The sequence below is a fragment of the Algoriphagus namhaensis genome (assembly GCF_042649705.1).
GTDB classification, from domain to species: Bacteria; Bacteroidota; Bacteroidia; order Cytophagales; family Cyclobacteriaceae; genus Algoriphagus; species Algoriphagus namhaensis.
Window position 1 is genome coordinate 1,425,057 of the sequence record NZ_JBHRZS010000007.1, and the last position, 15,012, is coordinate 1,440,068.

Annotated in this window: 18 protein-coding genes; 10 read left to right on the forward strand and 8 right to left on the reverse strand. The window is 42.5% G+C overall.

Translation table 11 applies throughout. From position 1 onward, the window contains the following. Positions 1-804, forward strand: a complete 804-nt coding sequence (locus ACFOSV_RS14570; RefSeq protein WP_377906759.1) for an exonuclease domain-containing protein — start codon at positions 1-3, stop codon at positions 802-804. Positions 805-867: 63 nt separating this feature from the next. Here the strand turns inward: ACFOSV_RS14570 and ACFOSV_RS14575 are convergent, their stop codons facing one another. Then, entirely contained in the window at positions 868-1,662 is a 795-nt protein-coding gene (locus ACFOSV_RS14575) for a M48 family metallopeptidase (protein ID WP_377906760.1), read from the reverse strand. Between the two features lie 86 nt (positions 1,663-1,748). Between ACFOSV_RS14575 and ACFOSV_RS14580 the strand changes: the two genes are divergently transcribed. Next, the gene (locus ACFOSV_RS14580) at positions 1,749-2,255 is read left to right on the forward strand and encodes a PaaI family thioesterase (RefSeq protein ID WP_377906761.1); all 507 of its coding nucleotides are present in this window, start codon (positions 1,749-1,751) and stop codon (positions 2,253-2,255) included. Here the strand turns inward: ACFOSV_RS14580 and ACFOSV_RS14585 are convergent. Together ACFOSV_RS14585 and ACFOSV_RS14590 are read right to left on the reverse strand one after the other, a co-directional pair. Then, positions 2,252-3,022, reverse strand: a complete 771-nt coding sequence (locus tag ACFOSV_RS14585; protein WP_377906762.1) for a carboxypeptidase-like regulatory domain-containing protein — start codon at positions 3,020-3,022, stop codon at positions 2,252-2,254. The genes ACFOSV_RS14580 and ACFOSV_RS14585 overlap by 4 nt on opposite strands. 44 nt (positions 3,023-3,066) lie before the next feature. Next, on the reverse strand, positions 3,067-3,732 hold the full coding sequence (locus ACFOSV_RS14590) for a DUF6503 family protein (RefSeq protein ID WP_377906763.1): 666 nt from the start codon (positions 3,730-3,732) through the stop codon (positions 3,067-3,069). Between the two features lie 30 nt (positions 3,733-3,762). Between ACFOSV_RS14590 and ACFOSV_RS14595 the strand changes: the two genes are divergently transcribed. Next, on the forward strand, positions 3,763-4,644 hold the full coding sequence (locus tag ACFOSV_RS14595) for a glutamate--tRNA ligase family protein (RefSeq protein ID WP_377906764.1): 882 nt from the start codon (positions 3,763-3,765) through the stop codon (positions 4,642-4,644). Positions 4,645-4,678: 34 nt separating this feature from the next. Here the strand turns inward: ACFOSV_RS14595 and ACFOSV_RS14600 are convergent, their stop codons facing one another. The 4 genes from ACFOSV_RS14600 to ACFOSV_RS14615 all read right to left on the reverse strand — a co-directional run bounded on the left by ACFOSV_RS14600 (position 4,679) and on the right by ACFOSV_RS14615 (position 8,257). Further along, positions 4,679-6,157 (reverse strand): S10 family peptidase, encoded by a 1,479-nt coding sequence (locus ACFOSV_RS14600; protein WP_377906765.1) that lies wholly within the window; start codon positions 6,155-6,157, stop codon positions 4,679-4,681. A 77-nt stretch (positions 6,158-6,234) separates the two neighbouring features. Then, positions 6,235-6,942 (reverse strand): potassium channel family protein, encoded by a 708-nt coding sequence (locus ACFOSV_RS14605; protein WP_377906766.1) that lies wholly within the window; start codon positions 6,940-6,942, stop codon positions 6,235-6,237. Between the two features lie 3 nt (positions 6,943-6,945). Next, a complete protein-coding gene (locus ACFOSV_RS14610) occupies positions 6,946-7,740 on the reverse strand; it encodes a PhzF family phenazine biosynthesis protein (RefSeq protein ID WP_377906767.1) in 795 nt (264 codons plus the stop codon). Between the two features lies 1 nt (position 7,741). Beyond that, positions 7,742-8,257, reverse strand: a complete 516-nt coding sequence (locus ACFOSV_RS14615; protein ID WP_377906768.1) for a DinB family protein — start codon at positions 8,255-8,257, stop codon at positions 7,742-7,744. 223 nt (positions 8,258-8,480) lie between these two features. Between ACFOSV_RS14615 and ACFOSV_RS14620 the strand changes: the two genes are divergently transcribed. From ACFOSV_RS14620 to ACFOSV_RS14630, 3 genes are all read left to right on the forward strand, one after another. Beyond that, on the forward strand, positions 8,481-9,032 hold the full coding sequence (locus ACFOSV_RS14620; protein WP_377906769.1) for a ferritin: 552 nt from the start codon (positions 8,481-8,483) through the stop codon (positions 9,030-9,032). A gap of 188 nt (positions 9,033-9,220) precedes the next feature. Further along, on the forward strand, positions 9,221-10,309 hold the full coding sequence (locus ACFOSV_RS14625) for a formylglycine-generating enzyme family protein (RefSeq protein ID WP_377906770.1): 1,089 nt from the start codon (positions 9,221-9,223) through the stop codon (positions 10,307-10,309). Positions 10,310-10,365: 56 nt separating this feature from the next. Beyond that, positions 10,366-11,466: a lipase family protein gene (locus ACFOSV_RS14630; protein ID WP_377906771.1), complete on the forward strand. Its 1,101-nt coding sequence runs from the start codon at positions 10,366-10,368 to the stop codon at positions 11,464-11,466. A gap of 338 nt (positions 11,467-11,804) precedes the next feature. Here ACFOSV_RS14630 and ACFOSV_RS14635 read toward each other — a convergent pair whose 3' ends face one another. Next, on the reverse strand, positions 11,805-12,398 hold the full coding sequence (locus tag ACFOSV_RS14635; RefSeq protein WP_377906772.1) for a riboflavin synthase: 594 nt from the start codon (positions 12,396-12,398) through the stop codon (positions 11,805-11,807). 105 nt (positions 12,399-12,503) lie between these two features. Here ACFOSV_RS14635 and ACFOSV_RS14640 point away from each other — a divergent pair, with 105 nt between their 5' ends. The 4 genes from ACFOSV_RS14640 (at position 12,504) to ACFOSV_RS14655 (ending at position 15,010) form a co-directional block, all read left to right on the forward strand. Further along, the gene (locus ACFOSV_RS14640) at positions 12,504-13,160 is read left to right on the forward strand and encodes a protein-L-isoaspartate(D-aspartate) O-methyltransferase (RefSeq protein ID WP_377906773.1); all 657 of its coding nucleotides are present in this window, start codon (positions 12,504-12,506) and stop codon (positions 13,158-13,160) included. Between the two features lie 352 nt (positions 13,161-13,512). Continuing rightward, on the forward strand, positions 13,513-14,031 hold the full coding sequence (locus ACFOSV_RS14645) for an acyl-CoA thioesterase (protein ID WP_377906774.1): 519 nt from the start codon (positions 13,513-13,515) through the stop codon (positions 14,029-14,031). Between the two features lie 71 nt (positions 14,032-14,102). Continuing rightward, positions 14,103-14,690 (forward strand): hypothetical protein, encoded by a 588-nt coding sequence (locus ACFOSV_RS14650; protein WP_377906775.1) that lies wholly within the window; start codon positions 14,103-14,105, stop codon positions 14,688-14,690. Between the two features lie 2 nt (positions 14,691-14,692). Beyond that, the gene (locus ACFOSV_RS14655; RefSeq protein ID WP_377906776.1) at positions 14,693-15,010 is read left to right on the forward strand and encodes a DUF3817 domain-containing protein; all 318 of its coding nucleotides are present in this window, start codon (positions 14,693-14,695) and stop codon (positions 15,008-15,010) included. The last annotated feature ends 2 nt before the right edge of the window (positions 15,011-15,012 follow it).

The window sequence follows — 15,012 nt, forward strand, 5'->3', positions numbered from 1 at the left end:
ATGAAGCTTAATTTAAAAAACCCCATTGCATTTTTTGACCTTGAAGCCACTGGCACAAACATTTCTACCGATCGAATCGTGGAGATTTCTATTGTCAAGCTTCATCCTGACGGAAGTACCGAAACCATGACTCGAAGAGTTAATCCAGGAATCCCCATTCCATTGGAAGCTTCACTTATTCATGGCATCTATGATGCTGACTTAGTCGGTGAACCCACGTTTAAAGAAATTGCGAGAGAACTTTTGCAGTTCTTTGGGTCCGCGGATTTAGCAGGATTTAATGTATTGAAATATGACATTCCTCTGCTTTCTGAGGAGTTTCACCGTGCAGGATTAGAGCTTCCTCTAGAAAAAAGAAACCTGCTAGATGCCCAGAAGATTTTTCATCTCATGGAAAAACGTAATCTCACCTCGGCCTATAAGTTCTATTGTGGAAAAACTTTAGAAGATGCCCACAGTGCTGAAGCTGACACTAAGGCCACTATGGATGTTTTCATTGCACAGGTCGAACGGTATTTGGGTGAAGAAGCTGAAGATTTGCAGGGCAATAAGCTGGGGGCTTTTGAAAACGACATGAAAAAGATTCATGAACTAGTGAATAGCAATATGGTGGACTTGGCAGGCCGTTTTGTTTACAATAGCGATGGACAAGAGATCTTCAACTTTGGGAAGCATAAAGGAAAAACCATCAGCCAAGTGCTAAAGGAAGAACCTGGCTACTATGACTGGATGATGCGTGGGGATTTCCCTATTGATACCAAGCGAAAACTTACTCAAGTCAAACTTCGCGGATTTCAGAACTAGCGACTAAATAAAAAAAGGCTCCAAAACATATGATTTTGGAGCCTTTTTTGGGTCAAGACTTTTCTAAAACTCACCTCTATAATATTTCATTGCTCGCTCCATCTGTTGGTTTAGCTTGGCTTGACGATTTTCAGGTCCAGGGTGTGTGGAAAGGAATTCTGGTGGAGCCTCTCCTCCTTGCGCAGCCATTCTTTCCCAAAAAATCGGAGCCTGTCTTGGATCGTAGCCAGCCAAAGCCATAAAGATCAAACCCAGCTCGTCTGCCTCAAGCTCGTGCTTACGGGAGAAACTCAGCATGCCCAGCTCACTTCCCATACCCACAGATTGTAAAAAAATAGCTTCGGTAAGGCTAGGATTCTGACCAATAGCAGTCGAGAGAACCCCCATGCCAAAGTTTGCAAGCAATCCATTTGACATTCGCTCTCTTGAATGTGAAGCAACGGCATGTGCTATTTCATGCCCCATTACAACAGCAATTCCGGTTTCGTCCTGCGTGATAGGAAGAATCCCAGTATAAAAAGCCACCTTTCCTCCTGGCATACACCAAGCATTTACCGCGTCGCTTTGGAGCAGATTAAACTCCCATTCGAAAGTTTGAGCAAGGTCATTATATCCCTCCCGAATCAAAAAACCTTCGACTACCGCGGCCATTTTATTTCCCACTTTTAAAACTTCTTTGCCTTGTGGGGTATTTGTCAAAACCTTTTCCTGACTCAATACCTTTTTATATTCCTCGTTCACTAAAGGCTGAATCTCCGAGCTTTCCACTAAGGCTAGCTGACTGCGACCCGTAAGGGGTACTTTTGCGCAAGCATAAACCAGAAGAGAAAGAAATAGTATGGATAGGATCTTTTTCATAGAAGTATTTTTAATCTATTCACTCAAATTGAGTACCAGAGTTGCTGGACTAATTTTTTTTGTATTTTGCCTTAAAGTTAACCACTATGGCTCCGAAAACACAGACTCAAGGACTTAATAAAGCCCAGAAAGAATACATTGGTAAAATGACCAACTCATCCACTTTTTGGTTTGGGATGCTAGCCAAATTACCTTCAGCAGTTTTTTGGGGCTTTCGGATGAAAAGCTTATCACTGGAAAAGTGTGAAATCACTATTCCTTACATGTGGCGAACCCAGAATCCCTTCAAGTCGATCTACTTTGCAGCTCTTGCCGGTGCAGCTGAATTGAGCACGGGAGCACTTTGTTTACTTTCTCAAGCTGGGAAAGGTAAGTATAGTATGTTGGTAGTGGACTTTCGAGCTGAGTATTTCAAAAAAGCCAATCAGAAAATCACATTTACCTGTGAGCAAGGCTTGGAACTCAACGAAGTAATCGATGCCCTGGAGCCGAAAGATAGTAATAAACTTACCATGATTTCTACAGGAATGAACCCAAATGGCGAGGTAGTGGCGCGATTTCATGTGACTTGGTCTTTCAAGCGAAAGTCTTAACGAATCCACCTTTTTTCGCGATCAATAAATTGGTCAAGGGAAGCATACACCCGATCTTTAGACCAGTCTAGGAATTCATGGCTTTGATTCCTTTGATTGTAATTGATGATAATTTGATCCCACTCTGTTCTTTCAAGCTGATGCTTGATCATCAAATTACGACGGATAGAATCTGACTCCACTACTTCGTAATATCCCTCCCTCCTCGCATGCCAAGCCTGTTTTTTTGCATATTCACGCCCATTTCTAGCTTTTTTGCTGAAATAGGAAATCGGTCCATAAATCGCAAATCCTCCCGTTGGTGAACCCGTAGGCCCTGCAGTTATCTGACCTTTTCTCGAAAGGCTTTCGGGTTCGTTCGGGTCTATGGGCACAAGCTTCCCATTAAGAAATCGAAAAGCATAAGGCTCAGACCTTATTTCAAAGGTGGGGAGCAAGCGGGCTTTGTCCTGAAGCTCTATAAATAAAAACCGCTCCTGTGTAAGTGGTATTCTTTGCTCAAGGAACCCTAAATAGGAAATCACTAAGGTATCTCCCCTAGTTGCCTGAACATTGAAATAACCTCTGGAATTGGTAAGGACCGGCTCGGAAGAAGTTGAAATCTGAACGCTCACTCCTTCGAGATACTTCTTGTCAAGTGCGTCCACAACATTACCGGAATAGGAAATTTGCGCCCTCACATCTAGGACAAGGAAAAAAAGTAGCAGAAAGAGCAAGAAATACTTCACTTCCCGAAGATACAGGCTCGCATTAAATCGAGCCTTCATACCTCGTTAATAAACCTAAAAGACAGGTTAAGAGATGCAAAAAATCAATTCGAAACGAGATCCAATAGCATATCTGTGGCCAAAAATTCTGGTTTTTCTGTTCTATACCACGTTCGATTCGAAGGAATTTTCATGCCTTCGAATTCTGTTTCTCCTTCCAAATAGATAATCTCCCCTTTTTGATTGGGTTCGTCCTGATAAAACTTATAGGCCGCCATTCTATACGTTTCTGGCTCTAAATAAAAATACCAGATGTCCTTTTCATAAGGCACTCTCACCACATGATACCTAACTCCATCCAGCGTTTCCTCCAGCACTTTCTCATCAATCAAGGTACCTGGATCATTAAGTTTCATGGGAAGCCCCCAAAGGTAGGTATAGTAATTCCGTAGCATCTTAGCACGTTCTTCGGTGACCTCCCCTTCAAAAACCTGAACAGAGTCACCCCAAACAATAAAGTGTAAGTCGTCCTTGCGGTAAATCACCTTAGATAGTGTATTGTCAAAGGAAACGTCATAACGTCTAGACACTCGACCTTCTGGCAGACTATCTTGGATTCTCAATGTGCCTTTGAATTCCGGCCAAATTCCATTCGGGTCATGATAGGCAATCGACTTTTTGATCAAATCTGGCCCTGTCAAAGCTTCATTTTGGTCTGCGGTACAGGAAATCAAGAAAGCAAAGAGCAGGATGTAAACTGGACGCATCATTTTTTATTTCAATGTATGTATTTTCGGTCAATGAAATCAACTCTTACCCGCATCGCTCCCACCCCAAGCGGATTTTTACATCTAGGTAATGCCTTTTCATTTTTACTGACCAAAGCCATTGCGATGCAAAATCAAAGTAAGATTTTGCTTCGAATCGATGATTTGGATCGGGATCGATTTCGGATGGAATATCTTCAAGATATTTTTGACACGCTAGACTTTTTAGAGATTTCCTATGATTTAGGACCAAAAAGCCCCGAGGATTTTCTGGTCAATTGGACCCAATTGAACCGTTTAGATTTATATAAAAATGCCCTCGAGCGACTTTGGGAATCTAAATCGCTCTTTGCCTGCACCTGCTCCCGAAGGAAAATCTCCCAGCTCAATTCCTCAGGACACTACCTCGGACACTGTCTAGATCGAAATATTCCAAAAACCCGAAAAGACACAGCTTGGAGAATCAATACCTCAGAAGCTGACTTGATTTCCAAGCTCGATTTGAATAGTAAAAGAAATGAATTTATCCTACCTGAGGATGTAGCTTTTTTTGTGGTTAGGAAAAAGGACGAACTCCCCGCTTATCAGCTCACCTCTCTTGTGGATGATATCCATTTTGGGATAGATTTGATTGTCCGAGGAAAGGATCTACATAGCTCGAGCTTAGCCCAATTATTTCTGGCAAAAGAACTTGGCGAATCTAGCTTTGAGAAAACCCTCTTCCATCATCATCCTCTCTTGAAAAGTCCCAATGGACAAAAACTCTCCAAATCGGACGGAGCAACATCCATCCAATTTTTGCGGAAATCCGGAAAAAGCTTGAGCGATATATTTCTCATCCTCTCGAAAGCTTTGAACTGGGAGGTCCCCGTGAATAATTTTGAAGACTTCCAATCTAAAATTCTAAAAAAATAGCCGCTCCAAAACTGAAGCGGCTAGAGGTTGGTGCTTAATACTTAGCAGGCTGGTCCGGCATGACTTTGGACTTTTCGATGAAGTCTCGAATGTCTTGATTGGATTTTTCCAAATCCTCCGCTCTCAAATACATCATATGTCCACTTCTATAGCCTTTAAAAGAAGTTCTATCGCTCATTCTTCCAGTTGGATCAATATGGCGCAGACTGTATTTGGCATTGAAATAATCTGTACCTCCATCATAGTATCCTGACTGGATCATTACGTGCAAATACGGATTTTGCCTCATTGCTGTACCTAGGTCGTATCCAGTTGTCTCATTTGATCGATCCCAAGGTCTCACTGGGCCGAATAGATTATAGGTCAAATCAGTTTCAAATTTCAGCGTATTTCGAGCATAGATATTAAATGCTGGCGCAAAAGCATGATTCCAAGACGTCAATGCAGGATCAAAGTCATAGGCAGTCCCTGCATTCTGTCTGTCAATGCCACGATATCGGCTATCCAATCTTCCTACAGTCAATCCTTCATCACGAAGCAATTCTTTCCAGAAAAAACTGGTAGGCACCATCAAATTATGTCCTAAAATTGATTCCTTGCTTATGCCTGAATAGTAGGCCATTTTCTCAGCAATCGCATCCCGCTCAGCTTCAGAAAGACTTCCTCCTTTTACCATGGCCGGAAGTAATTCATCAATGGCAAAAGCTTCAGCCTCAGGAAGAATATCATCCAAATCTCGATTCTGTAAAGCTGGTGGCAGCTGCTTATGATACCAAGCAGTAGCGGTGTAGTATGGCAGGTAATTAGCCATCTTCACTGGGCCGCCCCTTTCTATCCCCATGTCTGTTGGTGATACCAAAATAACCCCATTGAAATACATCCAATGCGAATTTTGAAGCTGAGCCACCAAGCCAGCGACTCTCGTAGTACCGTAACTTTCACCGATCAAATACTTTGGCGAAGCCCAACGATTCTGGCGTGTTACAAATGTGTTTACCCAATCCGCTAGATAGGCGATGTCAGAATTGATCCCAAAAAAAGTAGAACGATCTACCTCAGGATTCAGAATCCGCGAATACCCAGTGTTCACTGGATCTACATAGACGATATCGGCCACGTCTAGAATAGAGTGTGGATTATCCTTAGTACCGTATGGCTGGATTGGATATCCTTCGTCATCGATTTTGAGAAGCTCTGGACCCGTGTAGGCCAAATGCATCCAGATAGAAGCAGAACCTGGCCCTCCATTGAAGGAAATCACCAAAGGCCGAGTGGTTTTGTCTGAAATATCAGTACGCTCGTAGTATGTGTAAAACAAAGCGGCCATTGGCTTTCCATCTTTGTCCCATACAGGCTGTGTACCTGCAGTGGCTCGATAAGGCACATTTTTGCCCTTGATTGTGACTGAGTGCGTCGTTTCGACTTTAGACTCAGGCTCTAGAGATCTTTCCACCTGGGCATGCGCTCCAAAAAGCACCAAAAAGGCTGTGAGAAATAGTATGTTTTTTTTCATAGTTGTGATTTTTCATTTCAATCTACTTCACATCCGAAACATGAAATAGCACAATTACACAAATGGAGCTTTGATTCTTACTTACTGGATGAAACTAGCTTGGCAATCACCACCGCTGGGTAGAGTATTCCTATCGTAGACAGGAAAACAGCAAGCATTTTTGCAATAATCTGCACAGGGTAAATATCCCCATATCCCACCGTGGTCAAGGAAACCAAACTGAAGTAAATAAATGTGGCAAAATCTAATTCTGCCCCTGTAAGTCCTTCTGCACCCTGAATGGATGATCCGGTGTAAATATGGATCAAATCCAGACTAAAAGCTCCCAAAACGGCAACCAAAAGGTAAACATTGACTGCTCCAAAAACCCGATACAGATTGACTTCATTATCTCTAAATAAAAGTCTGATATTCAGAAATATAAAAACAATCATATTGAGTAACCCAACGAACAACTCAAGCTCATAAAAGGTAGCCTCTAAATCGCTGAAACGGATAATTCTTAAAATCAATTGACTAAGAAAAAGGGTTGTGGTTAAGATCACCAGCCCTCTTTCTCTGGTAGACCAAATCCCTGTAAAAAAAAGAAACAAAAAAGATGCACTGACAAAAATATTCCCCACATATCCATAGTCTATCAGAATTGGCATCACAAAAACCAAGAATAGCAAGATGAAAAATAAGAGCACAAAACTGGTGTCGGCCAACCAATAGTTTGTGAATCTATGAAAAGCCTTCTTCACGTGGGGTCTGCGATAGCGCATCGCTTTAGATATCTCGGGCATAAGCTAAAATTCTAAAATTCCTTCCATAACCCCAACAGCTTCACCACGAATTAAAACCCGATCCCCTTTTTTTTCTATCTCCATTTCACCACCTCGTTTACTAGCCTGGTACGCACGAAGTATAGATTCACCTGTTTTTTGATGCCAATAATCCATGAGGGCGCAATGCGCAAAGCCAGTGACTGGATCCTCAGGAACACCCACATTTGGACCAAAAAAGCGCGAATAGATATCAAATCCTTTTTTGCCTCTTGCAGTAATAATGATCCCTTCCTCACTATTCGCAGCGATGTCAGCAAAATCGGGAATGCAGGACTCAACTTCATCAGCACTCTCGAGCTCAAGAATCCAATTCTTTTTCAATTCCGCAGAAGCGATCACTTTTTTATTCATAAAATGATCTGAATACTTAAAATGAGTCTTTTGGACTGTGGGAAGAAGCGGAAAGTTCATTTCCAATTTATTACCCATACTTTTCACCCGAAGTTCTCCACTTAATGTGGAAAAAACCATTTCTTCACCTTCTTTCGCCCATCCTTTTCTGAGCATCCAATAGGCACTCGCTAGCGTTGCATGGCCACAAAGGTCAATTTCCAAGGTCGGCGTAAACCATCTCAGATTAAACCTGCTTGGGACTTCAGTTTTCTCGACAAAAGCAGTTTCACTAAGATTCATTTCCAAGGCGATCTGCTGCATTTGAAGAGCAGACAGTTTTTCTTCCAAAAGCACCACAGCGGCTGGATTTCCTGAAAAAGCTCTGTTTGTAAATGAATCTACAGTAGCAATATTGATTTTCATCTTAATATCGTTCTTTCAAAATCATAAAATGATGAGCAAAGTGCGCCGGAATGATCCAAAAAAGTGAATTCACTTTGATATCGCTTTCATTGGCATTTCCCTGAAATTCGAAAGAAGCTTCAGGAATCAATCGGATCAAAGACAAAGTAGCAATCCTATGAATCTTAAAATCACTGAGCAAGTCTTTGATAGATAATTGATTAAAGCCACCTTGATCCACATACAAATCCTGATCCATACCTGGAAGCTTGCTTTGGTCGCCTCGAGCTATACACAACGCACGATAGGCCATAACTCGTTCCGTATCGGAGATATGACCGAGAACTTGCTTTGGTGTCCATTTTCCTGGAGCATAGGCCTTTTCAGCCCAACCTTCACCCTTGCCCTCAAAAAGGGCCTCAATTTCCTTCACTTGCTCATTCATCAAAGAAAGAAACTCCTTGCTTTCGACTAGTTTCAAATACGTATCGAAGTAAGCTGGGTGATTACCTTTACTCGGAAATTTGGGTACTTTCATATTTCTATTGGGGTTTGAAGAACACAAGTATAAAATAAATTTGGCCTACCTCATTTCAAATGTGATAAGCTAGCGCAAAAATATTTCAGCAGAGGATTATTCGATTTTTGCAAAGGCTTAAGAACTAGATTTTAATTAAATCAATTCTAAATTCAGTAATTCTGAGCCGAATTAGAACCACCACCATACATGATTGGTTATGTTCGTGTAAACATTGAAAATTATGAGAGAAAAAGAAATAGTTACCCTACAGAGATCATTACTTCAGGATACTGAAGCAATGCTGAATAAGCAGGTGGAAATGGAAGGTAAGTCCTCTGCTTACTACCTTTCTATGGCGTCGTGGTGTGACATGATGGGTTATGCGAATGCAGCCAAATACCTATACACACACGCAGACGAGGAGAGAATGCACATGATGAAGATTTTTCATTATGTAAACGAAGCGGGCGGTCACGCAATCCAACCAGAAATCACAGGAATCAGACATCATTTCAATTCTCTGAGAGAGGTATTTGAATTGATTTTGGAGCATGAGATCAAGGTGACCAAGTCGATCAATACCATCGTAGATCACGCATTTACCAAAAAGGATTTTGCGACTTTCAGTTTTATGCAGTGGTTTGTGACCGAGCAAAGAGAAGAAGAGACAATGTCTAGACGTGCTCTTGAACTATTTGACATTATTGGAGAAGAGGGTGTTGGCCTTTGGACCATTGATCAAGAGCTTGGCAAATTGCATAGCCAATCCATCGGAACTGCATCAGCTGAGTAAGCTGCCATTTGAACTAATTAAAAGCGGCTAAAGCCGCTTTTTTCGTTTAAAAACAAAGGTAAATAGTGATGTGGAAAAGGGCCGAAAAGCTCAGGTGAGCATTCACTTCATCCATAATACCACTCAAACCCTGCGAATATCTACGATTCTTTTTACTTTTAGCATGACGAAATACGATGGAGATATTTATGAATAAGTTAACAAGAGGCATTTTTTATGTGGCATTACTTGGCTTGATTGAAGCTTGCGAAAGCAAAACTGAAGAAAGCAGCTCTGAAGAAAAAATGACCATTTCCAGCACTCCAAAACCCGGGGATGCTCCAGAGGGCATGGTATGGATTCCTGGTGGTGAATTTGTCATGGGAACAAACGAGGCTGATGCTTATTCTGTAGAAAAGCCAGCGGTCGACCTTACCGTAGACGGCTTTTGGATGGATACGCATGAAGTTACCAATGCGGAATACCGAGAGTTTGTGGAGGCCACTGGTTATATCACGCTTGCGGAGCAAAAACCAGATTGGGAAGATCTTAAACAACAATTACCTCCAGGTACCCCAAAACCAGATGACTCCGTATTAGTACCCGGCTCGATGGTTTTCACACCGCCTTCCAGTGCTGTTCCCTTGCAGGATATTTCACTTTGGTGGACTTGGGTGGAAGGTGCGAATTGGCAACATCCAGAAGGTCCAGGCAGTAATTTAGAAGGACGAGAAAATCATCCAGTGGTGCACATTGCCCATGAAGATGCCATGGCTTATGCCACTTGGGCAGGCAAACGTCTGCCGACTGAAATCGAATGGGAATTTGCCGCGCGAGGCGGAGTTGATGGAAAGCGATTCGCATGGGGTGATGAATTGACACCAAATGGCCAATATCTCGCCAATACCTTCACAGGAACTTTTCCACATGCTAATTCAGGTGCGGATGGATATATGGGGACAGCACCAGTGAAATCCTATGCCCCTAATACTTTTGGACTATACGATATGATCGGAAACGTTTGGGAATTGACCGATGATTGGTTTGATGCATTGAAATTTGCTCGATTAGCAGGTGAAGCCCCAAAGCTTGATGCGGGTATGAATCCATGTTACGTACCCGGAAACCCATATGCCCGAGAGCGAGTAATCAAGGGTGGATCGTACTTGTGTGCAGACAATTATTGCATCAATTATCGACCCAGTGCAAGGCAAGGCCATGCTTTCGATAGCGGCACGTCAAATGTTGGATTCAGATGTGTAAAATCCCCTGATAGCAAGACGCTTAGTCTGAAGTAAATAAATTAATCTAGCACTAGGCCTAATTGTAGAATTAGGTCTTTTTTTGTTTCTATATGAAAAAATTCCTCCTTCTCTTTTTTATCCTTATACAGGCAACTGCCTATGGACAAACCCCACTCAAACCAGGTTTTGAATCGGAAGAATACTTGCAAGTCCTTTCTATTTTCACAGGGAACAGTCATGATCCAAAAGTACGAGGAGACATCCCTTACCCCACTGATTTTAAGCTGGCCTACGAGTCCGAAGTTGTGGGCTTGGAAAATAAGTGGTTTCTCTGGACACATCGAACCGCCAAGCTTGCCATCATCAATTTTCGTGGAACAGTTCCAAATCCAGTATCGTGGCTTGCAAACTTCTATTCGGGGATGATCCCCGCCAAGGGAAATCTTGTGATATCTGATTCACAAAACTTTGAATACAATTTCTCCGCACATCCAAAAGCTACCGTGCATGTAGGTTGGACCTTAAGTTTGGGGGCCTTATCTCCTAGCCTCCTGGAGCAAATGGATCAACTGGTCAAAGAAGGCTATCAGGATTTTATCATCACAGGTCATAGTCAAGGTGGTGCGATTGCTTATCTCGCCACAGCCTATTTGAGAAAATTAAAGGACGGGGGACGCTGGGACTCCCCACTCCGACTGAAAACCTATGCCAGTGCTGCCCCAAAACCTGGCAACCTTTTCTTTGCCTATGAATACGAGTCTATGACGGCAAATGGATGGGCTTATAATGTGGTCAATTCGGAGGATTGGGTTCCTCAATCTCCTTTTTCCATCCAAAATACGTATGATTTTAGCGAACTAAATCCCTTTTCTGATATCTCAGGGTTTTTGGAGGATCAAAAGTTTATGCAGCGGATCGTATTCAAAAAAGTTTACAATCAATTGGATAATCCTACCCAAAAGTCCCAAAAGCGCTTTGAAAAATATCTAGGTGACAAAGTGGGAAAACAGGTACAAAAGCAATTGCCAGGACACATCATCCCAGATTTTTCACCTAGCAATCATTATGTTCGAACAGGTAATCAGATCGTCCTTCAAGCGGATGAAAGCTACTTTGAAAAATACCCCACTGATCCTGAACAGATTTTCTTACACCACATGCTTATCCCTTATTATGAGCTTTTTGAACGGCAGTATTTAAAAGAGAAATAAATATAGCGGTTGTCGGTTGTCAGTTGTCCGCTTCCCTGTTGTCAAGTTGTCTGCGACTGAAGACTGCGACTGATAGCGGTCGTCCGTGGTCTGTGGACTGTTGACAAAAAACTGCCACTAAATACTCTTGCCCGTTGTCCGCTTCGCTGTTGTCGGTTGTCCGTTGTCGGTTGTCGGTTGACACACTGCGAACTGAAAACTGCGACTTCTACTGAATACTGTTGTCAGTTGTCGGTTCACACACTGCGACTGAAACTGCGACTGCCACTATCCTGAGTTGTCTGCTTCGCTGTTGTCGGTTCTAGCTCCAATCCCTATTCCCTATTCCCCATCACTAATCAAGAAGAATAACCCTTTGTGATTCGCTGAATATATTTCCCTACTATATCAAATTCCAAATTTACTGAATCACCGACTTTCAACTGGTGAAAATTAGTGTGCTCATACGTATATGGGATGATCGCCACGGTAAATTCCCCGGGCTTGGAATTGAAGCAAGTCAAGCTAGTTCCATTGATGGTAATCGAGCCTTTTTCCACAGTGACATTACCCTGATGATCAGAGTAGGCAATCACAAATACCCAGCTTCCGTCTTGATCTGTGATCGATTTCACTACACCCACCTGATCGACATGCCCCTGTACAATATGTCCATCAAATCGTCCATTGGCTGGCATGCATCGCTCTAGATTTACTTTTTTACCCACAGCCCAGTGGGCTAAATTGGTTTTGGATAAGGTCTCATCAATAGCCGTGACTCTGTACTGGGATCCGTTGACGTCCACCACAGTCAAACACACGCCGTCATGTGCGAGGGATTGATCGACTTTCAATTCACTCCCAATGGAGGACTGTAGATCAAAATGTACATTACTTCCCTCTCGGGTGATTTTTTCTAATGTGCCAAAGGCTTCAATAATTCCAGTAAACATTTTTTTTAAGTTTCAGAGTCTCAGAAGTAAAGCTTAAAATGCTCATTCTAGTTTCAAAATAAGCGAAATAATCGATTATCTTCGATCAAAATAAGGTCATAGTAAATGCTCAAACTGGAAGATACGTACCTGCACAAAGGCAAAAGAAAAGCTTTGGTCAGACTTTTAAGGGAAAAAGGCATCCAAAGTGAGCGTGTGCTGGATGCCATTTACCAACTTCCCAGACATTTCTTCTTCGATTCGGCCCTGGTTTCGCATGCTTACGAAGACAAGGCATTTCCGATTGGGGAAGGCCAAACCATCTCACAGCCCTACACGGTCGCTTTTCAAACTGAGCTCCTAGAGATCAAACCGGGTGACAAAGTGCTTGAAATCGGTACAGGTTCAGGATATCAAGGAACCATTCTGCATATTTTGGGTGCTGAAGTTTACACCATCGAGTACCAAAAGAAATTATACGAAGGAACCAAGCGCTTTTTGAAAAGACTGGGAATAGAAATGAATCTCTTTTATGGAGATGGGTCTCAAGGACTTCAAGAGTATGCCCCTTATGACAAAATCCTCGTCACTGCCGGTGCACCTGTGGTACCCAATGCCTTGATTAAGCAATTGAAACCCGGTGGGATTCTGGTGATTCCCGTGGGAGATCGAAGCACCCAAAAGATGCTGAAGCTCACCAAAAAAACCAATACACAAGTAATCAAAGAAGAATTCGATTCCTTCGCTTTTGTACCGCTGTTGGGAAAAGACGGGTGGAAGTAGATTACTACGATTAGCCTATATGTGAAGAATTTACTGCGACTGTTGTCAGTTGTCCGCTTCGCTGTTGTCGGTTGATACACTGCGACTGCCACTGAATACTGTTGTCGGTTCTAGCCCCATTCCCTATTCTCTCACCCTCCCTCCATCTTGGCCCCTCGCTAAATTTGTCCACTGGACAAATTCTTCACGCTCTGTCCTCCCCAATCCCTATTCTCTATTCTCCTTTCTCTTCTCACTTAGTTATCCTACATCACACTTCCAAAATCAGCAACCCCAAAACAAAATTCCGAATCAACCCATTTTTTCTTCTCTCTCGAAATTTTATTTGTAATTTTGAATAAATATTAACGATATGGCTAAGTCTAAATACGCGCGGGAGTCCTCTACCATTATGACGGAAATGGTATTGCCTAACGACACCAATACCTTAAATAATCTTATGGGAGGAAAGCTGATGCATTGGCTGGATGTGGTGGCTGCCATCGCGGCTCAAAAGCATTCCAATCGCATCGTGGTGACTGCTTCGGCGGATAATATTTCCTTTAAGCAACCCATTGCTCTTGGTAATGTGGTCACTTTGAAAGCTCAAGTAACCCGTTCTTTTACTTCCTCCATGGAGGTATTTATCGAAGTAAGTGCTGAGGATATTCCAGCGAATAAAAAGGTGATGACGCATCGGGCCTTTTTTACTTTTGTCGCAGTGGATCAAAACGGCAAACCTATCGAAGTTCCTGAGGTAATTCCCGAAACAGAAGAAGAAAAAGAACTCTATGATGGGGCCTTACGAAGAAGGCAACTTCGCTTAGTGCTGGGCAAGCGCATGAAACCTGAGGATGCGGTGGAGCTGAAGTCCATTTTCAATATGTCCTAAATAATCCCAAAGAGGCCTTCTAAAATTGGCCTCTTTTTTTGTGTTGAGGAGTTTTTTGAGCAACTTCAAACATGGAAAAAATCACCCTGTCCGAACTAGCAAATATCATCACCGAGGAGATTTATTTATTACCTGAGGATAGAGCCATGGATTCGAATGAGGCTACTCATCAAGAGGCTTTGGAAGATAAGAGTCCCAAGCAAGAACCTGCACCTCAACAGCCAGTAGAAAATGAGGAAGCCGAGCAAGTTTCTGTAGTGATGGAGCCCAAACTAGAACCGATTAAGATTTCCGGAAGCTTCAATCAAGGGATTTTGATTTTGCATGAGGAGGAAGAATTGAGCGGGGAAATCATGACACTACTTTCCAATATCATCAATGCCGTAAATCACTCCATGAATGATGTGGGACTGGTCGCCTCCTCCCAATTAGCAGGACGCTCACTAGAGGAATTGTACGATCTTGGAGCGCATAAAATCGTCAAGTTTGGACGGATCCGACATGGAATCGATGCGCTCCCTGCTCCTGACTATCAGGTCTATACAGAAAATGAAACAGAATTCTTGTTTGCAGATGCGCTGACGAGTATTCAAGAAGATAAAGCCTTAAAAGGAAAGCTTTGGAAAGCCCTTCAAAGTCTTTTTAACATCACTAAATAATCATGAATTTGACCACTGAACAAGCCACTTGGGCTAAGCGATTTAAATGGATTAGCCTGATCGAGGGCATCTCTTTTTTGGTTTTGCTTTTTATAGCGATGCCTTTGAAATACGTTTTTGATCAGCCACTTGCAGTGACCTATGTGGGCTGGGCTCATGGCCTTTTATTCATCATTTACATTTACATGGTATTTCCAACGGCGAGCAAGCTCAAGTGGAATTTTAGCCGAACCTTTTTCGCCCTTTTGGCTTCCATCCTACCCTTTGGTCCATTTATTTTTGACCGAAATCTCAAAAAGAGTCAACATGTAGAGTTTTAGCC